Annotated in this window: 19 protein-coding genes; 8 read left to right on the top strand and 11 right to left on the bottom strand. The window is 56.2% G+C overall.

What is annotated here, in order from left to right; all coding sequences use genetic code 11:
- The 7 genes from C8D82_RS17230 to C8D82_RS17205 all read left to right on the top strand — a co-directional run.
- Nucleotides 1-1,631, top strand: a 1,631-nt coding sequence (locus tag C8D82_RS17230) for an RHS repeat-associated core domain-containing protein (protein WP_133245264.1), incomplete at its 5' end; no start/stop codon positions are given.
- The gene (locus tag C8D82_RS20835; protein WP_133245263.1) at nucleotides 1,619-2,545 is read left to right on the top strand and encodes a hypothetical protein; all 927 of its coding nucleotides are present in this window, start codon (nucleotides 1,619-1,621) and stop codon (nucleotides 2,543-2,545) included. The genes C8D82_RS17230 and C8D82_RS20835, both read left to right, overlap by 13 nt.
- 374 nt (nucleotides 2,546-2,919) lie before the next feature.
- Complete coding sequence (locus C8D82_RS20830; RefSeq protein WP_133245262.1) at nucleotides 2,920-3,648, top strand: hypothetical protein; 729 nt, start codon at nucleotides 2,920-2,922, stop codon at nucleotides 3,646-3,648.
- A gap of 670 nt (nucleotides 3,649-4,318) precedes the next feature.
- Nucleotides 4,319-5,242, top strand: coding sequence for an NTF2 fold immunity protein (locus C8D82_RS17220; RefSeq protein WP_165833161.1), 924 nt, complete (start codon nucleotides 4,319-4,321; stop codon nucleotides 5,240-5,242).
- A 235-nt stretch (nucleotides 5,243-5,477) separates the two neighbouring features.
- The gene (locus tag C8D82_RS17215) at nucleotides 5,478-6,413 is read left to right on the top strand and encodes an alpha/beta hydrolase (protein ID WP_133245261.1); all 936 of its coding nucleotides are present in this window, start codon (nucleotides 5,478-5,480) and stop codon (nucleotides 6,411-6,413) included.
- Nucleotides 6,410-7,219: an alpha/beta hydrolase family protein gene (locus tag C8D82_RS17210; protein WP_116885528.1), complete on the top strand. Its 810-nt coding sequence runs from the start codon at nucleotides 6,410-6,412 to the stop codon at nucleotides 7,217-7,219. The genes C8D82_RS17215 and C8D82_RS17210 overlap by 4 nt, the downstream gene beginning before the upstream one ends.
- A complete protein-coding gene (locus C8D82_RS17205; protein ID WP_133245260.1) occupies nucleotides 7,216-8,463 on the top strand; it encodes a hypothetical protein in 1,248 nt (415 codons plus the stop codon). Before C8D82_RS17210 ends, C8D82_RS17205 begins: the two co-directional genes overlap by 4 nt.
- On the opposite strand, the gene C8D82_RS17200 is transcribed toward C8D82_RS17205, so the two are convergent.
- From C8D82_RS17200 to C8D82_RS17165, 7 genes are all read right to left on the bottom strand, one after another.
- On the bottom strand, nucleotides 8,460-9,152 hold the full coding sequence (locus C8D82_RS17200) for an SGNH/GDSL hydrolase family protein (protein WP_116885526.1): 693 nt from the start codon (nucleotides 9,150-9,152) through the stop codon (nucleotides 8,460-8,462). The genes C8D82_RS17205 and C8D82_RS17200 overlap by 4 nt on opposite strands.
- Nucleotides 9,153-9,280: 128 nt before the next feature.
- The gene (locus tag C8D82_RS17195) at nucleotides 9,281-11,461 is read right to left on the bottom strand and encodes a beta-galactosidase (protein ID WP_116885525.1); all 2,181 of its coding nucleotides are present in this window, start codon (nucleotides 11,459-11,461) and stop codon (nucleotides 9,281-9,283) included.
- Between the two features lie 23 nt (nucleotides 11,462-11,484).
- Entirely contained in the window at nucleotides 11,485-12,222 is a 738-nt protein-coding gene (locus C8D82_RS17190) for a prepilin-type N-terminal cleavage/methylation domain-containing protein (RefSeq protein ID WP_116885524.1), read from the bottom strand.
- A gap of 27 nt (nucleotides 12,223-12,249) precedes the next feature.
- Nucleotides 12,250-13,314, bottom strand: a complete 1,065-nt coding sequence (locus C8D82_RS17185) for a substrate-binding domain-containing protein (RefSeq protein ID WP_116885523.1) — start codon at nucleotides 13,312-13,314, stop codon at nucleotides 12,250-12,252.
- A 514-nt stretch (nucleotides 13,315-13,828) separates the two neighbouring features.
- Nucleotides 13,829-14,341 (bottom strand): transposase domain-containing protein, encoded by a 513-nt coding sequence (locus tag C8D82_RS17175; protein WP_116885521.1) that lies wholly within the window; start codon nucleotides 14,339-14,341, stop codon nucleotides 13,829-13,831.
- Nucleotides 14,342-14,372: 31 nt separating this feature from the next.
- Nucleotides 14,373-14,720, bottom strand: coding sequence for a hypothetical protein (locus C8D82_RS17170; protein WP_116885520.1), 348 nt, complete (start codon nucleotides 14,718-14,720; stop codon nucleotides 14,373-14,375).
- Between the two features lie 64 nt (nucleotides 14,721-14,784).
- On the bottom strand, nucleotides 14,785-15,234 hold the full coding sequence (locus C8D82_RS17165; protein ID WP_116885519.1) for a MarR family transcriptional regulator: 450 nt from the start codon (nucleotides 15,232-15,234) through the stop codon (nucleotides 14,785-14,787).
- Between the two features lie 409 nt (nucleotides 15,235-15,643).
- Here C8D82_RS17165 and C8D82_RS17160 point away from each other — a divergent pair, with 409 nt between their 5' ends.
- Nucleotides 15,644-16,177, top strand: a complete 534-nt coding sequence (locus C8D82_RS17160) for a flavodoxin family protein (RefSeq protein WP_116885518.1) — start codon at nucleotides 15,644-15,646, stop codon at nucleotides 16,175-16,177.
- A 179-nt stretch (nucleotides 16,178-16,356) separates the two neighbouring features.
- On the opposite strand, the gene C8D82_RS17155 is transcribed toward C8D82_RS17160, so the two are convergent.
- The 4 genes from C8D82_RS17155 to C8D82_RS17140 all read right to left on the bottom strand — a co-directional run bounded on the left by C8D82_RS17155 (nucleotide 16,357) and on the right by C8D82_RS17140 (nucleotide 23,743).
- Complete coding sequence (locus C8D82_RS17155) at nucleotides 16,357-17,766, bottom strand: GH39 family glycosyl hydrolase (RefSeq protein ID WP_116885517.1); 1,410 nt, start codon at nucleotides 17,764-17,766, stop codon at nucleotides 16,357-16,359.
- Nucleotides 17,767-17,892: 126 nt separating this feature from the next.
- Nucleotides 17,893-20,214 carry an SLC5/6 family protein gene (locus C8D82_RS17150; protein ID WP_187144123.1) on the bottom strand — a complete coding sequence of 774 codons (2,322 nt, stop codon included), beginning with the start codon at nucleotides 20,212-20,214 and terminating at the stop codon, nucleotides 17,893-17,895.
- A gap of 80 nt (nucleotides 20,215-20,294) precedes the next feature.
- Nucleotides 20,295-22,163, bottom strand: a complete 1,869-nt coding sequence (locus C8D82_RS17145; RefSeq protein ID WP_116885516.1) for a hypothetical protein — start codon at nucleotides 22,161-22,163, stop codon at nucleotides 20,295-20,297.
- Nucleotides 22,160-23,743 carry a glycoside hydrolase family 36 protein gene (locus C8D82_RS17140; protein WP_116885515.1) on the bottom strand — a complete coding sequence of 528 codons (1,584 nt, stop codon included), beginning with the start codon at nucleotides 23,741-23,743 and terminating at the stop codon, nucleotides 22,160-22,162. The genes C8D82_RS17145 and C8D82_RS17140 overlap by 4 nt, the downstream gene beginning before the upstream one ends.
- Nucleotides 23,744-23,764 lie beyond the last annotated feature (21 nt).

Genomic DNA, 23,764 nt, shown 5'->3' with positions numbered 1-23,764 from the left:
GCAAGCTGATCGCGAGCAGCAAGGTTGACGCAACTGTAAAGCGCAGCGCGACTTACGCCTACGATTACTTCGGCAGGATGACTGAAAAAGTCGAAGCCGCCGTCGAAAACGGCAAGGAGAGCAAGACGGTCAGCCGCTATGCGTACAACAACTACGGGCAGCGTACCGGCCGCGTGACCACCGCTGACGGCGTGACCTTCAGCGAAAAGCGCGAATATGACGAGTTCGGCAGACTCGCAAAGATCGTATCCGGTTCCGATACCGTCACTTATGCGTACAACACGAAGAACCAGCTCGTGACCCGCACCACCAACGGCATCGCCGTCCGGTACAGCTATACCAAGCTCGGACAGCTCGCCGCGAAGAGCATCGCGGGCATGGAAGATACCGCGAACCTGAAATATTTCTACGACAAGGACGGCACGATCAGCGGCCGCGAAGTCGGCGGCGTAAAGCAGAGCTATAAGTACGACAAGATCGGCCAGCTGCTCGCGGTCATCGATCCGGCGGGCAAGGAGGTCGAGAAATACGTGTACGATCCGGCGGGCAACATCCTGTCAAAGACCGTTGCGGGCAAAACCACGACCTACACCTACGACAAGGCGAACCAGCTGGTCAGCAGCAAGAATGCCGACGGCAAGGTTACGAAGTACGAATACGACGCGGCAGGCCGCATGGTCAAGGAGGGCGAAAGGACCTTCGCCTACGGCTGGCTCGACAAGGTGATGCAGGTAGCCGAAAACGGCAAGACCACGCAGAGTTACAGCTACGACATCAGCGGCCAGCTCGCGACCGCCGACTACGGAGCCGGCAAAGAAACCTTCCTGTGGGATGGCTTAGCGCTGCTGAGCCGCAACAACCTGAAATACGTGAACGAGCCTGCCGTAACCGGAGGCAATCCGATCCTCGCCGGAGACAAGATGCTTTTCGACGACATGCTCGGCAACACCCTCGGCGTGAAGGACGGCGAAAAGTTCAGCGCCATCGACCGCGACGCCTTCGGAGAACTCAAGCCCGGCGAAAAGCCCAACCTCGCCGTGAACTTCTTCACCGGCAAACCCGAAGTCGACGGCTTAGGGTACAGCTTCCTGTTCCGCAACTACCGCGCGGATCTTGGCAAGTGGCAGACCACCGACCCGCTCGGTTATCCCGATGGATGGAACAATCTGGCGTATGTCAATAATATGGTATTTACAATTGATCCATTAGGATTATGTAAATATATGGATGTGAGCGGTGCTGTATATGATTATGATTTTAAAAATCCTCCTCCTAAAGAGGAGGTTTATAAAATGATTTCTTGTGGATATACAACTAAATACAATAATGAATTTAAAAGTGGAAGTCTGACATCAAAAAGCTTCACTATAGGTTGCAAAACATCGGAAGAACTTCCATTAGTTTCTGCACCAAATTTGTCATTTATATATACTTATAAGCATGACTGTAAAGATTCCACTAAGCAGAATCATGATGGATCTATTACTATTCAGGTCCTTTTTGATACATATTCTACGCAAACTCAAAAGATATATGAATGCGGTAGAGTGGAAGGAATAGGAAAGGCATCATTGTCGCGGGTCCAAGTTGGTGGAATTACCGTAGTGGAGAGTAAAGCATGTTCCGAATAGCATATTGTATTTGTTTTTTTACTGGCGTTTTGTTGTTGGGTGATGATATCTTAAATTCAAGATTACAAGAAGAATTGGATAGAAAATTTGAGCAATTGGAGCGAGAGGAACAAGTTTTTCGTCAAAAGAAAACTTCACTTTGTGAGATATTAAAAACACGTTGGCTATCTTCCGAGTTTCGAGATGGGGTAGAGAAAGAGTATTTTCCTCCATTTGAACAGGCGGTGGCTATTCTATTGACACCGGGGGTGCTCGAAGTCCCGGATTCGTTTCAGCAAATTTCTTTGATAGCTCCCGCTTATTATGAGTTTTACACTTATAATCATAATAGGATACCATTAGATGCTAGTCAGGCTTTTTCTTGTCTACTTACTCAAAACTATAAGGAGTTGGAAACATTTCAAAATGCACCACTTAGGCCAGAATTGCTTGATCTGCTTTTAGGTTCTGCGGCAGTTGGCAGCAACCTACCTGCTTTTCAACGATTATGGGAAAAAAGTTTTCAGCAAGCTCCACAAAAAACAATTTTTCTAACTTTTTGGTTCAGTTATTCTTTGGATAATTTGGGACGCTTAGAATTTTGGAACAATTTTTTTTCCCAACTCCAACAAAGGCCTGATATTATTTTATCCTTAGATGAAAGATTAATGGTACAACTTCTTATCAAGATATGTAATTTAAATTTAAGAACTAAACCTTTTCAAGCCAAAGCATTTATTTTAAATATTGAAAATAATAAAATATTCTCTTATTTATATTATGAATTGCGAGGGTTTGATTTATTAATACACAAAGATGATAATATTACATCTGTTTCTGTGAGAAGGTCACGGAAGCAAGATAATTTACCTTTGCAAGTTTTTTTGAATGGGAATAAAATCAATATAAAATTAGTAAAAAATAATACAAAGTAGGTTGATTTATTTTGGTGTGTGATTTTATATATTATAAATGTTCTATTTGGGGGAGAGAAACTATTGTTCATCTGAATAGAAATAGAAAATAATCTTGAGAGAAAATCACTAAAATAGTTAATTGAAACTTTGTCTGTCCGCAGGGAAATGATCCGGCGGACAGGCCCTTCGGGAGTACGCAGCGGTTTCTTTTTTGGAATCGCGGCGGAATGTAATAAGGAGATAGCGTTCATGTCCGGGCATACCGGGGCCGATACCGGCACTGCTGCGTACTCTCGAAGGGGCTGTCCGGAAATTTTCTAAAAAAGATATTATATATTAGTGGATAATGTGGCTGTGGCAACTTAATCTGAAACAGGTTCAAGATTGTATTTATGGATAATCGAAGCTTGGGGTTGGTTTGGTTATTGTGGGGAATTTGTTTTTCATTTTATCCTTCTGCCGCGGAAGTGGAAAATACTTCCGGCGAAGCGGATTACATATTGGAAAATATTGAACACTATTCTCCATTTTCGGATACAAATGCAGCGTGGTATTTTAAATTAAAACAGTTGCGGCCGGCGGGAGATGAATATGTCAGTTTAAAATTTCGGTTAGTAGACTTGAGAGGGCAGAAGGAGTACTATTGGAATTCTGTTTTTGAATTATCGCTGGATTCAGGACACATTTATTGTTTTACATATCGAGATGATGCAAAAGGCGGAAAAAAGCTCAATTTTAGAATTGATACTGTAGCCGAATGTTTGCCGGACAGGCAATATGCTGTATTCAGTTCTCCGGGAATGACTACGTTTTTATGTAATCCCCGGAGCCATGTATTCCCTTTGGGGCAAGAGTACAAAAATGAATACCAATTACTTGCCAAAAAGAAAATGGAAGGGCGCTTTAAAAAAGAGTTGCTTCTTATGAAATTGGAGGAACCGAAACCTGTATCTTATTCAAAGAACGAGGAGCAGAGTTGGAAGTACGTGTCAGGTATTTCCGTCGATGATGGACGGAGGCAACCCAAAGTCGCTATTCCTGATTTTCAGCTTTTTGTGACAATTGATGTAGGTAAAAAAACTGCTGATTTTGCACCCGGTATGCCAAAAGGGGGGAACTGAACTTTAAGGAAGATTCTTTATTGGGGAAATGATCTTCTGAAAGAACGTTTCCCAAAGTGTTGGTTAAAGAATAGTCTGTCCGCGGGAAAATGGTCCGGCGGGCAGACCTTTCGGGAGTACGCAGCGGTCTCTTTTCCGGAATCGCGGCAGAACGTAAAAGGAGATAGCGTTCAGGCCCGGGCATGCCGGAGCCGACACCGGCACCGCTGCGTACTCCCGAAAGGTTTGTCCGGAAATTTTCTGAAATATGATACAGATTTTAACCTGTGAGATATTCAAGTTGTAAAAATACCGTAAAAGAGCTATGATATCCGGGAAAAGCGGCTTATTCCATAAATTGGGAGATTATGCCGTAATTCGTGACGGAAACAGGGATGGACGAAAAATGAACTATCAAAAACATTTCGTATTGCTGTTGCTTGGCGGCTGTCTTTCCGTTATTGCGGGAGAGCCGCCAATGGAACGACAGGCGCCGCCTCCTGTTGCGGAGGAAGCCGTGATTTTTGTTGCTGATCATACCGGAGAGCAAAGAGAGGCGTCCGGGGGCAGGATTGTCCCGCAGAAGGCAGGAGGGCGTTCCTCCTTGCGGCAGTTCCGGATGCTGCGCATTGCCGGCAAAGGGGTTCTCTCGCCTTCCCGGAAAAGTTTTGCAACTCCTCTCCGCAGGCCGATGCGTCAATTTTCCGCTTATGGAATCTATTTCAGGAGCGTGTTGCAAAACCGGGAGTTGGGACGGCAGGCCGCGTTGAAATTGCTCGATGAGGAAAATGTGGTCCCGGCACATACGCTGGTTCCGGCGCTCTGGGCTGCGCTTTATCTTGATTCACTGCCACCCGATGCCGCCGCTTCGCGCGAAACCGCATTGGCGCTGGCTTTCGTCGGCAAGTGGAACGAGGCGGGAGAGGTCGCGCAGCAGTTGCTCGCCGGTTCGCCGGATGATTTCGGCCTGAATCTGTTTCTGGGAATGCTGGCGCCCCGGAAAAAAGAGTTTTTCAGGTATCTGGAACAGGCCGCGGCGGTCAACCCGGTCAAGACCGCCATGACGTTCAACTGGTGCCTTGAGCATTGGCCGATGGAGGTCAAGCCCGAACAGGAATGGGATTTCGCCGACGCCTGGCTGCGGCTGATCCTGAAGCACCGTGACCGGCTGAATGAGGTGAATTCCGATTTCAAACCGGTGGCCGAAACATTGCGGAGCGCCGTTCTGGAGAAATATTATTCCGGCACGGCAATCCGGCCGGAATACCGCGAACTGGAGCCGGAACTGGCGGAACTTCGGAAGAGTCTCGATAAGGTTTGCCGCCGGAGACCGGTTGTTGCAGAGCCGAAACCTGAAAACAGCATAACCATCAAGACGGCTCCTGCCGAAGTGAATCTGAATTTGAGCAAAGAGGATGCCGTCAAGGTCGCCGAAACCGTTCTGGTCGGCATCTATGGCAAAGAGGTGTTGCGGCAAAGGCCGTGGCGGGTGGTCGAGAGTGAAACGGAGTTTCAGATCAGCGGGACTTTGGCTCCTTCTTCGGTGGGCGGAGTCGCCGAGATTTCGATCCGCAAATCCGACGCCGGAGTGGCAAGGTATACTCACGGGAAATAAATGGCGGTGAGGAAAAATGTGGTTTGAAACTCCCGGACAATACGTGAGAAAACCTTGAAAAAGATGATTTTTTTCTGCTTGAACAAAAAATTACTTGAAAAAATTGTAAAAGTAAACATATTAATAAGTGAAAACTGGATTGCTTTGAGGAGCAAAGTCTGAAAATGCGGTTTGCCGGGGCGGCGGGAAGAGGGCCGTCCCATTAAGGCGGGCCGGAAACGGGGAAGGACAGGGGATGATGGGGATTGCGGGAGTGCGGAAATGGTGTGTGGCCGGGTTGGGGGTTCTGGGGATGCTGCTGCTTCCGGCGGCGGCTTCGGCGGCACCGGCAGCGAAGATCGAACAGATCGTCGTGAAAACCAAGGCTCCGAAGAATCCGGAGGTCACGTTTCACTGCCGCATCCCCCGCACCTACCGCTCCGCCGACCGGCTGGAGTACCGGATTCTGGTCTATTTCGGCGGGCGCAACACCTCCGGCGCCGGCGAAGCGCAGGGCGGAGCCGGATGGGCCGAATGGGCCGACCGGAATAAAATCTTCATCGTCGCACCCGGATTCAAGGATGACAACTACTGGGAACCCGAGGAGTGGTCCGGCCCCGCGCTGCTGAAGGCGCTTTCGATGTTGAAATCCAAGTACCGGGTCTGCACCACCAAACTGCTGTTTTACGGCTTTTCCGGCGGTTCGCAGTGCTCGAACCTCTTTCCCGCGTGGAAACCGGCGATGACCCGGGCGTGGGTCTCCCATGCCGGAGGAGTGTTCCACACGCCGAGCACCCGGATGCGCGGCGTGCCGGGGCTGGTCACCTGCGGCGATGCGGACATCCAGCGTTACATCATTTCGCGCCGCTTCGTCGAAAACGCCCGCGCCAAGGGCGAAAACATCATCTGGAAATCCTATCCGAATTTGAACCACTCCGTGCCGATGGAGTCCTACCGGCTCGCCCGCGAATTCCTCGGCTTCTACCACCGCCGCCACCTCGAAGACCTCGGCGGCAGCAAAACCGGGCGCGCCGCGGAAGCTCCTCCCGTATGGATCGGCGACGATCAGGACCAGCTTTTCTATCCGGTCAAATCGGTGCAGGCCGCCAATATTCCTCTGGAGGACCGCGTGCTGCTGCCGAGCAACGAAATCGCCCTCGCGTGGGGCAAACCCGCCCCGGTGAGGAAATGATCCGTCTTTTCTGTTTGCTTGTGCTGGTTGCCGCATTTTGCGCCGGAGCCGCCAAAGTGGAAACCTTCACCGTTGCCACCTCTGCGCCGAATAACCGCCGGCTCGAATTCGCGGTCCGGCTGCCGGAGCGGATCACGCCGCAAAGCCGGATCATGGTGCTGTTCGGCGGGCGCAACTGGAAAGCCGCCCAGACCCTGAAAGCCTACCGGTTCGACCGGCTGGCCGACCGTTACGGGCTGGTCCTGCTCGCGCCATCTTTCTTCAACGACGACTATTGGGAGCCGGAGAAGTGGTCGGGCCGCGCGCTGTTCAATGCCGTGGCGCGGGTCGAAAAAAAATACGGAGTCCCGCAAAAGCAGCTGCTCTATTTCGGTTACTCCGCCGGAGGCCAGTGCGCGAACCTGTTCTATAACTACGCGCCGCACCGAGTGGGGGCGTGGGGCGCACATGGCTGCGGCGTCTATTTCCCGTTCAGGGGGAACAAGTTCACCCGTCCGGCTCCGGCGCTGCTGAGCTGCGGGCTGGGGGACGACGTCCGCTTTGAAATCTCCCGGACGTTCGCATTCAACTACCGCGAAAAGGGCGGGCGGCTGCTCTGGCTGACGCTGCCCGGCGGTCACGAATTGAACCCGAAAGTGCTGGAGGTCGCCCGGACCTTTTTCGCGGAGTGGCTGGACCGGGTGCCGCCGCGTTTCGTCGCCGACGACGAGAGCGGGATCGTCTATCCGGTCAGTCAGGCGGAGTCGATCGATCCGGAGTATCGCAACTACCTGTCGGAGAAAATAAAAGGACTGGTCAGGCCATGATGGAATTCACCAGCGACGGCATTGTGCGCTGGGGCTTCGGCTTCTACAACCCGAACCATGCCGCCGCGCTGATTACCCTGCTGTTTCCGCTGCTGTGGCCGCTTTTCAACCGGCCGGGGCGCCGGCCGAAGGTCGTGGCGGGCATCGCCGCGGCGGGATTGATCGCGGCGCTGGCGCTGACCGGTTCGCGCACCGGCATGGCGGTGCTGGTGATGGAAATGGTTTTTTTCTGCTGCTTCTACGGCCGTCGCTTCCTGAAATACGGCCTTGCGGCGCTGGTGGTGCTGGTGGCGGCGTTCGCGCTCTCCGGGATGCTCGGCCGCTTCGGGATCGACCGGGCGCTGACCAACCGTCCGGTGATCTGGCGGGGCGGGGCGGAACTGTTTTCGCTGCTGCCCGGCGGCTGCGGGCTGGGGGATTCGGGACGGATCGTGTCGGAGTTCCTGCTGCCGGAAGGTTCCGGCATCGTGTGCCGCACGCTGGTGAATTCCCACCTGACCTGGCTGGTCGAATTCGGCGCGGTGCCGGGAGTGCTTTATGTGTTTGCGGTTCTGGTCGCGCTGTTCCGGCTTCCGCGCCGTTCGGAACCGTTCCGGCCGGCGCTGTGGTGCGCGGTAGTCGGTACGCTGGTCTCCGCGACGCTGGCGAGCTGCTTTGACTGGCCGCTGCTGTTCGATTTTTATTCGTTCGGCACCCTGCCGCTGTTGAACTGGCTGCTGTCGTGGCTGCTGCTGCTCGGATTCTGCGCCGCCGTGGTGCTGCTGTGGCTGCCGAAAGTGTCGCGCCGCCGTCTGCTGGCGGCGGCCGGGGCGGCGGTCGCCGTGGTCGCCGCAATCTGGATTGCCGGGTGGGGAATGCGCGACGGGAGTGCGCCGGAACTGTTCCGGGCGGACGGCGTGCTGATGCTGCGGCTGCGCGGGAATGATCCGGTGCTGGCGCTGTATGACCGGGAGTGGACGGCGGGGGAAGTCGCGGAGTTCATCCGCCGCAACCTGCCGGGGCAGGGGGCGGAGATCCCGCTCGACTCATGGGCGGAGAAAGTGGAGCCGCCGCCCGCGTCGCTCTGCCGGAGCGTACTGCTGTTCGGCCGCGCCGCCGACTGGGCGGACCGGCTGGAGGCGTATGAGCTGCAGTTGGCCGCGCCGCCGGAAAATATGCCGCTGCCGGAGCGCACCCGGAAAATCTATGTCGGGCGCTATGTGCATTTCGAGGCGGAGACCGCCGCCGAAGTGAGCCGCTATTAATTCAATGCACCGTCCGGGCCGGTTTCGGTGCCGCGCCGGAAGGCTTCCGGATCGGCGTTCCCGGTTGTATTCAGGAAAGGCTTCAGGGCTTGGGTAATCGCATCGCCCTGCAGCTCTTTCGCTGCCGGTGTGAAGTGGTATTTGTCGCACCAGAATTCCTTGCGGTCCAGCGGATTCATCACACTGAACAGGTCGTCGGCCGGCAGATTGAATTCCGCGGCAACCCGTGCACCGATCGCATTGAGTTCGACCGCTTGAGCGGTCAGTTCAGGATCGGTCAGCGGAGTGCTGGCGCACCACATCAGCCGGATTCCCGGCAGCTTGTCGAGGATCATCCGGAAGGTGTTGCGCAGCGCCGCTTCCCATTCGGCGCGGTCGGTGGTCAGGCTGTGGAGGCCGTTGTTGAAGTGAATCAGGTCAAGCGGATACTCCTCAAGAATGAATTCCAGTTCGCGGAGGTAGTCCGGATCGGTCACGCATTTGGAGCTTGCCCAGAAGGTCACGTTCGCGATGCCGAGCAGCCGCTCGCGCACCTGCGCGTGGTAGCCGTTGCAGATTGAATCCCCGACCAGCAGCACGCGCGGCAGGGTACGGTCCCCCGCGTTGAACGCGTAGTGGATCGACCACTCGATTTCCTCGCGGCGGCGGCTGGTGTGCGGCAGTTCATACTTCCGGTGAATCTGATCCATAAGAAAATGTCCTCCTGAATTTCAGGAAATGTACTGCCGAATTGGTGAAAAGTCCAGCCGGAGGCGGTATTTTTCAGCCATCCGGCGGATACGGCTGCCGCATCCGCCGGATGGTTATTGGGATATGGTTACTTGAGATATCTGGCTTCGGAAGCGCCGCGCTGCATCACCTTGATGTTGATGCTCACATCGTCCAGCCAGAGGGTTCCGGTCGACTTCCCGAGGTAGAATTCCAGGGAGAAGTGGTTGAAATCGGGCGGAAAATCGTTCTGTTCGTACTTACGGACCTGTTCGCCCGCCATCCAGTCGAAGGTGCCGCGCTCGAAGTCTCCGTCCCGCCAGTGGATGCGGCTGTTGTCCTTGCGGCGCATCGACAGCGACGGCGCGAAGCTGGCTTTGTCGATGCTGTCGATTTTTTCGCCCTTGGCCCACCAGCGGTAGGTAACGACCATATATTGTCCGAGCTTCAGCTTGGGAACGGTCATCGTATGACAGACTGCATAGAAGCCGGTCCGTTTTTCCGCATGGATCTTCAGGGCTTGCCGCCCGGAGTGTTTGACCTTGTCGTCGACGGAAACCAGAAAGCCGACCTGTTCCGGAGTGCCCTTGCCGGTGTCATAGCCGAGATGCCAGTAAGGAATGGTGGCGCCGCGCACCGGCATTTCGAAGTCGCCGTTGCATTTCACATTGATCTCCTGAACCAGCACCGGTTCCGGGTCCCGGCCTTCGCCCGGTTCGCCGGAGATATCGCCTTCGATCAGCAGCGGCCGGTCGGAATCCATCTCCAGAACCAGTTTGCCGTTCTGCGGAATCTGCGTGGTTTCGCGCCCCATCATATCGATCACGCGCAGTTCTTTTGAGGCGGAGTCGAGGGTGACGGCCGCTTTCGGGGCGTCGTTCAGGATCACCAGCGTCAGCGTCTTGCCGCCGCGGCGGAAACGGAAGCCGTGCAACCAGCCTTTGTCGGAACGCCGGGTGATGTTGATCCGTCCCGCCGGATCGGCATCGCCGATTTCCCGGATCAGCGTTGCGAAAGCGACGTATTCGGGACGCAGCTTGAAGTCGCCTTCGAGCATTCCGGCGATCCAGCCCTGCGGCGGCAGTTCGGGAATGTCGCGCAGCAGGAACTTGCACAGCGCCTTGCCGCCGGCCTGAAGCTGGGTCGCGTAGTGGGTGCAGGTGATGCGGATGTTGCGGCAGGTCTCCTCCCAGGTCGGCACCTTGCGGTAGGAGTGCGCCATGCCGCCGATTTCGGTGAAGATGATGTCCACGTCGCCTTTGCCGTACCGGGCAAGCACTTTGCGGATTTCGGGGACGCTCGGGAAGTAGTGCGTGGAGAAGTAATCCATCTGTTTGCGCGCTTCCGGGTTCTGCAGAAAGACGTTCAGCCAGTCGCGGTAGGTGTTGCCGTCGGGCGCGCTGCCGGTGGTGTTCGGGCCGATTTTGGCGGCGGGGGCTCCGGCCCGCAGCGCCTTGGCGATCATGATGTAAAACTCGATGTAATCCTGCATGATCGCGGCCTTGTCGCCCTGATGTTTGTAACGGCCGATCCAGAAGTTTTCGGCGTCGATCTCGTTGCCGATCTCCCAGTAATCGACCTTGTCGCCGTAGCGCCGGGCGAGTTCGGTATGGAATTTCTTCGTCTGCTCGATGTACTTGTCCGCCGGAAACATCTTGTCGAGGTAGTAGGCGTCGATTTGGGTGCCGCGTCCGCTGGAAGCCCAGGCCGGGAACGGCCAGGCCGTGGTCGCGACGATGGAAAGCCCGCGTTTTTTGTAGATTTCGACCTCCCGGTCGGCAGTGGCCCAGTCGGGGGCTTTGTGTTCGTCGGGCTGAATCTGAATCCAGTTCAGGCGGTGGGTACGGACCCACCGGACGCCGATCCGTTCCATGAATTTCGCGTCGAAATCACGATGGGCCAGCGGATAGCGGGTGTGCGGCGCGACCATCACGCCGAACTGATTTTTTTCCCAGTCGGTTTGGGAGCGGTCGAATTCCGGGATCACGGCGAAGGGATAGCGCGCTTTTTCACCGGCATTGCCGACCGTTTCTGCCTGAAGCTCGTACCAGCCGCGCGGCAGGCCGGTGAATTCCAGATTGCCGGGGGCGGTTTCGCCGTTTCTGACGGTCTTGCGGTCGAAGTCGATCACGCGGTAGGCGGCCCTGCCGTTTGCCGGAAGTTTACTGACGGTGAAACGGACGGGTTCGCCGGGCGCATAGACCGCGGTGTCCGCCGAAGGAGTCAATTCCAATGCAGTGAGAACGCCGCCGGCCAGCAGGACCGCCGCGAAAAGAGTCGGTTTGAACATGATGATTCCTTTGGGTAGTGAGGTTATTGGATGCGGCCGTTGCCGAGTACGAACTGGGTGAAGCCTTCGCTTCGCAGTTCGTTGAGTCCGCGTGACGCGACATGGCCGTCGGCATACGCGATATTGGCGGCCTGCGAATGTGCGAGCGCCGTGGCGGATTCAGGGTGGAAATAACGCGGATTGAATGCCATGAATCCTTCGCCGTTCAGCTTGCGCACGTCGGCGAAAACCGGGGTGCGGGTCGGCGCTTTCATCTTGGCGAGCGTCATGAAATAGCCCTCGATGCCTCCGGAGACGACCCGGATGTTGTAATTGCCGAGTTCCTCTTCGTAATCCTTGCTCCACGGTCCGCGCGGATCGCCGGCGCTGCCGCCGAAGTCGAAGCGGAAAATTCCGTAACTCGCTTCCGGCCAGCCAATCTCGTCCGCGCCGGTTTTAGGCTTGGAGCCGGGGCAGCTGACCACCTTGCGGTTCAGATAGCCGGAGTGGATCAGAACCGAATTCCAGTAGCTGTGCGGAGCGTCGCCGTTGAACATGCCGTGGACGTAGTAATAGTCCCGGAAGTCGTTGCTGTACAGTTGTTCGGCTTTCAGGCACTGATTCAGGCGGCTGGTGCAGTTGATCTTCTGCGCGGATTCCCGCGCCTTGTTCAGCGCCGGCAGCAGCATCGCCGCGAGGATCGCGATAATAGCGATCACCACGAGCAGCTCAATAAGAGTAAAATTATGTTTACGGGGAGGAATGAAGCGTATCTGTTGCATGGTAAAACTCCTTTTTTAAAGGTTGGATTATTCAGAAATGATCCGGACCGAACCGCGTTTTACCAGCTCAGGGGGGACAAGCACGCTTTCGTTTTTGCCGGCCAGCAGTTGTTCCACCGCGTCGGAGACCTGGCGGCCGATGCCGACGCAGATCGTATCGAGCGGCGGATAAAAGAGTTCGGTGGTGCGGAGATTGCCGATGGTCACGATGCTCAGTTGCGCCGGAATCGCAAGGCCGTGGTTGTGGCAGGCGTTCAAGGCCCCCGCGAGCGAATCGCCCGACACTCCCGCCAGCGCGGTGAAGTCGAAGCCCTGTTCGATGATCCGGCTCATTTTCCGGTAGACCCGTTCCAGCGGCACTTCGCCGCCGGGGATTTCGCAGTCGATCAATTCGGCCTGCATCCCGTGGAGCCGGGCGTAGTTCAGCACGCCGTTGACCCGGTCGATGATCACGCTGCTCTGCGGTTCGCTCATCAGGACGGCGATTTTACGGTGTCCGGCGTGGTATAGATGGTGGGCGGCGCAGTTGCCCGCGAACATATCATCCAGCCCGACCGAGGGCACGTTGAAATTGTTGAGGTGGTGGCACAGTACCATTACCGGACCGTTCTGCCGGAAGATGTTCAGCGCCTCGATGTCGCGTGCCTCAAGCGTATCAACCCGCCCCGGCATCAGCAGCAGCAACCGGACGTTCTCGGCGGCCAGCGGCAGTTCTGGCGGAATTGCGTACCGGTAGTCGAAGCGGTGCAGCAGCAGGCGGGTTTCCGGGTGGAGCGGAGAGAGGCGTTCGAGTTCTGCCTTGATTTCGTCGATGTCCGGCGATACCCAGTCCGGCACCGCAACCAGCAGCGTCGGCTGTTCCGCCGGAGCGGGGCGGACGAACTGCGGCACGAAAAGTCCGCGCCGGGCGAAGGAAACCAGCTTGCCGTCCTCGCAGAGGCGGTTGACCGCGCGGTCGACGATCAGCTGGCTGACGTTGTAGCGGCGCATGATATCCCGGACGGTCATGAATTTCTCGCCGGGCGCCATCCGGCTCAGCTCCCGCACGAGATTTTCGTGCAGCGTATCTGATTTCAAAGCGGCCTGACTCATCAGGTGTTCACTCCTGTATTTATTTTTTTCTTGTATTATGTTGTATCATACAGGAGGATGCAAGAGGTGTTGGAAAAAAAAGTGATTTTTCTGCAATTTTTTGAAAAACAGCAGCCCAAAGCCGCAGCGGACCGGCCGGACGGGACCGGAGGTAATACAAAGAAAGTCTGTATCGGTATAAGAAAAAAGCGGCTGCGGACCGGTAACGGGCTACTGCTTTTCGCCGCCCTTGTTGTCCCGGGGCTGTGTGTCCGCCGGCAACAAAATGTTAATCAAAATTTCCGGCGATGATGCCCGAGAGATCAAGCAACTCCTTGCGGCAACGGCAAATGATGTCTGCCTGTTCCAAAGTGAAACCCGCAGGTTGTCAGGGACGGTTCTGCCTTGGTCGCAGGGCTATGTAACAGCTTTCCTCAAGGAATCTGGGCCTCAAGCGGATTGCAGGAAAAAGTAGGCTTTCTGACTCTCCAGAAAACCTGGGGATATCAGTTGGCTGTCCGCAGCAACTATGCACTCAGCGAAATTCAACAAATCCTTGGTCAGCGGTCTTTGGCCGCGACGCGAAGTTACCTGAATATAACCGCAGAAAGGAATAGTTTTCTCTCTTTTTGAGCGTGGATCCATGAGCGGCACCAATAATCGCACGTGTGCCGATTTCAAGTATGGTATCCGGCAGGGCCGTGGGGTTACAAACATCCTCGAACAAATATTGCATTACCTTGTACCCAAAACGGCTCCTGGCACGGGAAATTCCTCCTCGCCCTTTGAGCTCGCCGCAAGGAATTTTTATCTTCAGCCAGTCAAAGCCCTCAAGAATGCAGCGCATAACCTCTTGCAACGAAATGCCTGAATACTGCGAACGGCAAACAACATAATAAGCCATCAATTCCAGCGGCAGTTTACGGTAACGTTGCGTCGCAAGTCCGCACTTGGTCAGTACATTGCAAACCCAAGTCCGATTCCGACGGGTTTGGTAATATCGTTCATAAGGTTTGCCGCGATCATGAGCATCGCGGCAAAAAGACAATTCAGCTTCAAAATCCCCGCCGCAAAAAAAATTAAACCGGAACGGAAGCGTTTTCGAGAATTTTCACACCTGCCGCACAGGCCGGGCAATCGCACCATTTGGCCCCCTGGGCTTTGATTTCACGTGCGTGCGCCGCCATGGCTTTGGCGCGCTCCGCTCCGAAGATTTGAGTGCCGAGTTCCGATTCGAAGAAAGGAATGGTCTGGTCAAGCGTGCAGACATCCTCCCTGATCTCCTGCAGCAGGGCCGCCGCAGCCGTCTTTTCCGCATCGGTGCCGAGCGCATTCAGATAATTCTGCCCGGCATCTTTGAGTTCCTTGCAGCAGGAAGGGGCGGCGATCATCTCTTTTACGGTCTCGCTGAGTTCGTTCTTGTTCATTTTCTGTCTCCTGTCGATTGTTGGGTGGTATTGCTTGAGAGCAGAACGCTATGCTGCTCCGGAATTATTTTTTCTGACTCATTTCCGCATTGCGGACGTTATCCAACACCCGTTCCAGATACTCCTCCAGCTGTGTGATCTCGTTGACGGTGAATCCCTGATAGGTCAACTCTGTCATCTGATCGGTTACCGTCCGGTATTTCTTCTCCAGCGAACGCGCTTTCGGGGTTAAGGCAATCAGATATTTCCGACGGTCATTGATGTCCGCTGTCCGCCGGATCAGCTGTTTCTGCTCCATGCGGTCCAGCATACTGGTCAGCGTGGTGTTTGCCAGACCTGTTCCTTTCGCCAATTCCTGAATGGAGATGAAGTCGTGATTCCACAAAACATACAGAATGCGCCCCTGTGGACCGTTGAACTCATGAATGCCCTGCTCGGTCAGCATTTTGTCCAGCAGACGGCCGAGATGCTGCTTGATCAGGGTGATCTGTATGCCTATTTTTCTGTCCGCCATATGTGTCCTTTGTCTGATCCGTTATGATAATCTTCGATATAATATATTACTATATAAAAATATATCAAGGGGAATGTCAATTTTTTTTAAATATCTGGAAAGCCCACCCGGAATATGGAGTTTCTTATCTTCTCACATAGGTCGGATCTTCCGTTTCCGCATCATTTTCTCCCTTTTTTGGGGTGTAAATCTGTATTTTTTCTCATTTTTTCGCGAATTTGCCATTGAACTAGAGTTGCTCTAACGATTACATTGAACGGCAAAGGAACAAAATTTCATCTCCCTTTGAAACGGACGATGAAAATAATGAAAAAACAAAAAGACCTGAAACAACAGCACCAGTGCAGCTTCCGGCCCCCAGTACAGGCAGGAGACCGGGGTTCTGTCAAAAAATGGAGAAAAACGTATTATGGGTAAAAAAGTATTGATTCTATCCTCCAGTCCCCGCAGGAACGGCAACTCCGATCTGCTTTGCGACCGGTTCGCCGAAGGCGCCGGTGAAGCCGGTCACCAGGTGGAGAAAATCCGCCTCGCCGAAAAGAAGATCGGGTATTGCACCGCCTGTTACGCCTGCCGGAATGGAAAATGTCCGCAGCAGGACGACGCGCCGGAGATTCTTGAAAAAATGCTTGCGGCGGACGTGATTGTGCTGGCCACGCCGGTCTACTTCTACACCATGTGCGCCCAGCTCAAGGCGTTGCTCGACCGCACCGTCGCGATCTTTCCGCGCCTGACGGACAAGAAATACTACTACATCATGACGATGGCCGACACCAGTCGGGAGATGCTGAAGGGGACGATCGAAGCCCTGCGCGGTTTCCTCGACTGCTACGAAGGCTCCGTCGAAGCCGGAATGATCTGCGGACTCGGCGTTTACGAAAAAGGCGAAGTCCGGGAACAGCCGGTATGGGAAGAGGCTTACCGCGCCGGACTCCAGATCTGAAACGGTGCGAAAGGAGAGCTTTCCGATGGAAAGGATTCAGCCGGAAAAACTGAAAGTGGCAAAAGCGGTTGTACAGAAGCTCTTTGCGCGGAACCGGCCATATCCTCTCCGCTCTGAAAATGATGTGCGGTCGTCCGCCGTACTGCGACAGACGACCTTGTATTTCCATTTTCCGGATTTTACAGAAAATCACCGAAGGTCAGCAGCAGCGGCGAATCTTTGAGCGGAAGATGATGAAAAAGAATCCTCCCCCTGCCATTATCCTCCCGCATCTGCGGAGGCAGTTCGTAGATGCTGCCGTCCAGAATATCCACCAGCCGGATTTCGCGGGGAAGCTCCGCCGCCTCAAGCGAAATGGTCGATTCGTATGCGGTCGTCAGGATTTCCGAGGGTTTCCAGTACACTGCCGCCGCCGAACCATTGCCTTTGCGGAAGCCGCGCAGCACTACGGTCGGGCCGTAGTCGTCATTGCGCATCACCCGCATCGAACGCCCGGGAGGCATGAATTGGACAGGCAGCTCGGCAAGGCTGAAATCCTCGCGGAAGATTGAAGCGATCACCTGCAATGTCCGGTAGGAAAGTTTGGGCGCATACTCTCCGGTGGCGATGCCGTTTTCGTCGAATTCCGCGCTCAATACGCCGAAATAACCGTAGTCAAGGTAGCTGGCCTTATCCCCGACCATCCCGTTCAGCGCCTCGATCATGTCCATGCAGGAGAAATAGGACGCGAAGCTGACCTCTTCAAACAGATCGGCGATGATATGCCGGGCCAGAAATTTCGCCTGCTTCCGAGGCGTCCAGGCGCCTTCGCGCAAGGCTCCGGCGCCGTCGCTGCGGGACTGGACGCCGGTTTCACCCTGAATCACCCGGATCGCGGGGTTGTAGCGGGCGCAGAGCGCCCGGTAGGCGCGGACCCGGTCGGCCTTCTCCAGCTCATCGGGCCAGTAGCCGTGGTAACTGAGATAATCCATTGCTTTGCCGGCGCCGGTCGCCAGCATATCGTTGAGGTAGCCGAGGTCGCGCATGCAGACCGCGCCGGCGACGACTTTGGCGGCGGGGTTGCCTTCCCGGATCGCGGCGGCGGTGGCTTTTACGAACTCACCGTATTCGCCGCCGTCCGGACCGTGCTTCCAGCACCAGACGCCGTCCGGTTCGTTCCAGACCTCGAACAGTTCCACCCGTCCGGCATAACGCCGGGTCAGGGCCGCGACATACCTGTGCCATGCGTTCCGCTCCGTTTCGGTCGCGATCGGCGGGCAGCCGACCGCTCCGAACACTTCCCCGGCCGCCGGAGTATAGAGCGCATTGCCGTAACAGAGACAGACCCAGGGCTTCAACGAGCGGCGGATCAGGTTGTCGATGATTGAGTCCAGCCACTCCCATTCGTAAACGCCCGGAACTTTTTCGGTCCGGGCCCAGCCGGATTGAATGCGTATCCACTTCACACCGAGCTTCGCGACTTTGTCATAGGCTTTTTCCGGGTCGAAGAGTCCGCGATCGAGTTTTTCAAAGCCCAGCCCGATCGGAGAGCTTTTGATTTCGGAAGAGTTGCGCGCCTTTACGTCACCGACTTTTTTCAAACGTTCCATAATTACCTTGCTTTACTGGTTGAATTTCTGTTTAAGAATAAAAAGATGAGAGCCGCGTCTTTGCTGAACCGCGATTTTGATGTCCCGCTGATCATCACCGGACCTGAACCAATCGGGGCGGATTGCTTACCGATTTTTTTCGTCGCCGGAGTAGCCGGGATTCCGCTGTCCTTCCGCGTTCTTCCGAGGAAAACGGTCTGCCAGAGAAACCTGCCCGTCCACCCGGCCGTCGTCAAGTGGATTGTCCACCCGCGCTTTCAGATCCCGGAACAGCTGCAGCGTATCGCGCACGCCGCCCCAGGTGAACCACACCGTCGTGATGATGCCGCTGATGGCCGGAATCAACAGAATCGTGATGTAAAAGTACATGCTCCAGTATTCAAGCGGCCACGGCGAGAACAAATTCCAGATGAAGACCCCCACGAAGGCGATCCCCAGCTGATAGACGATGGAGTAGAAAAACACGCTCCACGTAATGATCCGGTCGCCGCGGGTGTATTCCGGCGTGATGCCGACCAGCTTGCTCATGACGTTATGCCAGGTCCAGGCGGAGTGAATCTTCTTTTCGCCGTCGGTATTGTAGATGCCGCGGTGCAGCAGGCGATCCAGATTGTAGGGGCCTTTGTAGGTGGCCAGCGAGCCGACGGTGTAGGCGACGATGCCGGCGATCATGGCGATCATGAAGATTTCGTAGGAGTTGATCGGGAATTTTTCCGGCGAGATTTCCCAGACGATGTACGGATTGAACGGCCTGCTGACCGCCGCCAGAAAGTTGCCGACGCTTTCATCCCATCCCCGGCTTTGCAGGAAGGGATAGATATGCTGCGCCCATTTCTGCTGCAGAACGATGCCGCTGATGGAAATCCCCGAACCGACGAAAACCGAAGCAAAGGCGCCGGTCGTATTGCCGAACCGGCTGTAAAGCCCCCCGATCATCACCGGACCGGCTCCGCCGAGCCAGATGGAGGTCATGATCACCATGAACATATTGAGATAATCCAACTGGACGAACAGCAAACTGAAGGTCAGAAAGAATCCCGCCACCCCCAGCGAGCAGAGCCGCAGCCACAGCAGATGCTGCCGGGGCGTGAAAGGCTTTTTGCGAAGCGGCATGATGACGTCCTGCAGAATGGTCGCGGAAGCATTGAAGATCCGCGAATCGTCGGTCGAAAGCACCAGCATGATCATCAGCAGCGAGAGCAGGCCGAGCAGGCCGGTCGGCAGCGTTTCCCGCAGAACCACCGGCAGCATCATCTGCTGGTAAAGAGTGCGGAAGCGCTGGAATTTGAAATTGCCGTCGCCATCCTGCCCCACGATGTCCTGAACTTTCCGGAACACGTTGGTATCGAGATTGTTTTTGCGGGAGAGCGGCGGATCCTGCCCGATGATGTGCCGCTGCTCCGGCATGGCTTTGACGGCCTCGACGATCTGTTGGCGCTCCGCGTCGGATGCGATGACTTCGGCGGCGACCTGCTCGGAGAGGGTGTCGCGGATCGCTTTGGCCTGCGGCGCGTAGTTCTGGTGGTTCATGATGGTGATGATCATGATGGCAAGCGTGATCAGCATGACGGTGGAGAATCCGCCCCGCCAGGAGCCGAGAATTCCCGCCATTTTCTGCTCATGCGGCGTCTTCGCCGAGCCGGAAGTATCGTTGCCGTACCAGCTGGCGCGGTTGAGCAGCGTGGAAAAGAGCCAGACGGTGAGCGAAAAGATGTTGAAATCCCGCAGCTGGCTTACGTCATAGGGATTGAGGAAACTCTCTCCCGGAATCCGATCCATCATGGTGGGGGCGATTTCCGAACTCCACGAGAGATTGAGCAGGACATATCCGGTGATGATCACGAATACCGGATAGGCCAGCAACCCCTGAAAAGTATCCGTCAGCAGCAGCGAAACCCGACCGCCCGGCCAGATGCAGATCATCGCCAGAACGATCAGAGTGACCAGAATGAACGAGAAGGTGGTAATCTCGACGCCGCAGATCGTGAACATCTGCGGCAGCTTCAGAAAATAGATGAAGAAATTCACCGCGATCGCCGGGCTGAGCGCATTGGTGATCATTTCCGAAGCGGTGCGCAGTGCCGCGGCGAAGATGCGGAACGGCCGGTTGTAACGCATTTCCAGAAACTGCCCGAACGACAGCGCCTTCGTTTCGCGCCAGCGGTATGTGCAGTAACCGGTGAGCGAAAAGATGATGCCCACCGGCACCACGATTTTGGCCCAGAAGTCGATGCCGTAGCCGATCTGATACTTCTGCTCGCACATCGCCACCAGCAGCATGACGCTCAGGGCGGAGGCCATGTCGCCCACGGAAATCACATAACGCCCCGCGACGCGTCCCGCCGCGAGAAAGTCGACAACCCCCCGGACATAACGTCCGGAATAAACCGCCAGCGCCAGGAGGGCGGCCAGGGGAACGATTACGATACACCAGTCGATCCAATGCATTTAAAATATCCTTACATGTTCGGTTGAGCATACCTGCCGTATGCGTTCGCTTTGCGATTCGGAAGCGGGATTTTCGGTCTTCACATTGCCGGGCCCCTGTTTTCGGAACTGCCGGTGTGAAGTTCAAAAAACACAGTGTCCGGCGTTTCGAACGGGTATGTCAGGCTGTGATTCCGCAACTCGAATCTCCGCCCGGAGAACAGTTCGGTAACGGCTGTCACCTCCGCAGGAAACGTCAGGCGGCGCTCCCCTCCCGAGGCGGTATGGAATGCGGCGAGGCGGGCGTTGGCGAAGACCGGGGCAGCTTCTTCCGTCCAGATATGGACTCCGGCATCGCGGACCGCCTGCCGCAGCAGCGGCACGGTCAGCTCCTCCGGGCGGTGGAGGTAGAGCGTCCGGTGGCTACCATATTCGGTCCGTGAGAGGCCGGGAGTTCCAAATGGAACTCCGGCAAGTTCCCGGTTGCGTTCGAGTTGCATCTGTATGCCGTCGCTGATTCCGGCGGCATAGAGCCAGAGGATCGTACGTCCGCCATTGGCGATTTGCTCGTAATAGCGGCGGCGCTCCGCGTCCAGTTCGAAGACGGAAGCGAAAATCAGGAATTTGTATTTCTCTACCGCGCCCGGTTCGAGCAGGTCGTCGAAGCTGACCGCCTCGAACGGCGCACCGACATGGTTGAGCAAATGACAGAGATCGCGATGGAAACGGTCCGCTCCCTCCGCTTCGTCATTGACCAGAGAGGCTCCGGCCGGATCGACCACAAGCGCTATTTCGGCGCGTCCGGGGGAATCGTCGCCGGAATAGCGGTCCCACAGTTCCTTCATCCGGGCGAGATTGTCGAAGACCGCCTGCGACTGATAGTAGCCGCCCCACATGTCGAACCACCAGAGCGAGGTGTGATGGATCAGCGACAGCGCCATTTCCCGGCGCATCCCGGCGATATCTTCCGCTTCGTCCTGCCAGTGCTGGAATTCAAGTTTGACGACGGGGGAGAGGTGCGGATTGAAGCAGTGGGTGCGCTGGTCGCACTCGTGCAGGTAATTCCGCCCGAAACGGCGCACCGTCCCCATCGGCACCATGAAGCCGCCGCCGTCGCCGATCATCCGGTGCTCGTAAGTGCCGGGGCTGATCAGAAAGTCGATGCTGCCGGAAGCGAGCAGCTTCTGATAGGCGAGGTGGCCTTTTTTAACCCAGTCGCCGCCGAGTTCGAGGATGTAGCCGTAGAATGCTCCGAGTTCGATTTCACGATTGCAGCGTTTGCGGATGCGGTTCGCGAATTCAATGATTGTATCGCAGACCAGATCGGAAGTGAAGCGCCAGTAGCGGATGCTTTCGGCATCGGCGGCCGGATCGCGCAGCACATTTTCGAACCCGAATCGGCTGCGCCGGGAGCGGGGCGGGATGTCGTCCGGAACGGGCAGGCCTTTGAGGCGGCAGTACTCCCGATAACGTTCGAGTTTGTATTTCCCGGCGCCGCCGTCGCTGAGATCCATCCACTCGTCGGTGCTGCCGCAGGCGGGGATGTAGGCGCGAATCCGGTCGCCGTAACGGGCTTCCAGAAAGTCGATGATCGCGTCGCAGTAAGCGCCGGTCGCCTCTTGCCAGCGCGGCATGGAAATCGCTTCGGAGAGATTGGCATAGCTGTCGCCATTCACGGCATACAGCTGCCGGGTCAGCCAGAGCGGAGAATTCAGATCAAGCATGACCAGAAATTCCGCGTTCGGATTGGCCGACAGCAGGTCGTCGAACTGCCGTTTGACCGGCCCGAAATCGTATGCGTCGAACCAGAGCCAGTTCGGCGGATATTTGCTGTAAGGCTCTCCCAGCGAATTGCGGGTGTTGGAAGGGAAAACCGCCACGGTATCGATTCCGATTTCTCCGAACCGGCGAACCGTTTCCAATTCCGGCCAGAATGAACGGTATGCGAAGAATCTGCGCAGTTTTTTCATTTCGTCCTCCTTTCGGGCGCAACCAGCAGGACCGCGTCATGGCGCGGCACGATAATTTTGTTTTTCTGCATTCCGGCCGGCTGGAGAATTTCCTCCAGCTCCTCCGGCAGATTGAAGTCGGAAAATTCCACGGTCATCTCCTGTTCCGTCTCATTCATGACGGCCAGCGCCGCTTTGCCGTCCACGGTGCCGGAAAAGGTATTCAAATAGCAGTTGAGCCGCCATTTTGCGGGCCGCACATTCCGCATCCGCAGTTGCGCCGCCCGGCGGAGGAGCGCCAGCCGTTCCGCCGGCAGCGTGCCGAGATTGTCGCTGGTCAGCGTGACGCCGGTCAGAATACCGGCCAGAACCGTGAGCCGGCATTCCCCCAATGTCAGCCTGATGCGGTCCGTCCGGGTGAACATCACATCGGGATCAGCCCGGAACCAGCGGTCGAACATCCACCAGCGTTCCATGGAACAGTGGAGCGCCCGCGGAATCATGGTTCCCCATTCCGGCTGGGTATCCGGTCCGACGCGGCACATATCGACCAGGCCGACACAGGGCAGGTACGGCGAACAGCAGCCCAGCAGGAACGCATCGGGCACGGCTTCCCGGATGGTTTTCAGCCCCAGCCGGAAGGCGCTGACGGCGGTGGCCGCCGGATCGCGGCGGCGGCCGTTCTTCAGCGCGAAGCCGAGGCCGTCCATTTTGAAATAGGTGAAGCCCTGCGCGCGGAATGTCCGGAAGATCGTCGCAAGGTGGTCGCGCACTGCCGGAACCGTCGCGTCGAGGCAGGCCCAGAGATGATCCGGTTTCGGCGACCAGCCTTCGCTGACGGCGGTTTCCCCGTTTTCATCTGTGACGAACCAGTCGGGATGTTCGCGGTACAGGCGGCTGGCGGTGGATGCCTGAAACGGCATCAGCCAGATGCCGGCTTCCATTCCGGCCTTGCGGATTCTCCGGGCGACGGTTTCAAGCGGTTCCGGCCAGCGGTCATTCCGGTCGAACCAGTCGCCCATGAAGGTCTGGTAGCCGTCGTCGACCTGGACCACCCGCGCCGGATAACTCTCCCGGTGGAGCCGTAGCGCATTCAGGTTTTCCTGGAAATCCTGCGCGGTGACAGCCGTATAGTAATAGTACCAGGTGCAGTAGCCGGTCAGATTTTCCGCAGGTTTCATGGGGGTGACGCCTGCTTTTCGGGCAACGGCCTGCGCATACTGCACCAGCAGCTCCCTCCAGTCGCTGCCGGTCAGGATCAGGATTTCCTCCGGCGGCTCCTCCGGCTTGATCGAAGGCTGGAGGACCCGGATTTTGACCAGTCGCCGGGCTTCGCGGACCGCAGTGAGGAATGTGAAGGAACGATTCGCCGTCACCGCGCCGGCCAGCAGAAACTTCGAGTGTACGGGATCGCCGACGATAATCACGTCTTCGCTGGGAAATTCGCTTTCAAACGCGGTGATGCTCTGGAGCGAAGGCAGTTCGCGCGATATGGCCATGTTGTTGACGGTGGAGTAGAGAAACACGGTCGGCGTGAGGATATCGACTTTGATTTCCGCACGGTAGCAGGGGTTTTCCGGGCACAAGGCAGGCGTGTTCATGGAAAAGGCAGACTTTCTTTT

The sequence above is a fragment of the Victivallis vadensis genome, assembly GCF_003096415.1.
GTDB lineage: Bacteria > Verrucomicrobiota > Lentisphaeria > Victivallales > Victivallaceae > Victivallis > Victivallis vadensis.
The sequence above is the reverse complement of the archived record's forward strand: the minus strand, read 5'-3'. Positions and strand labels throughout refer to the sequence as shown.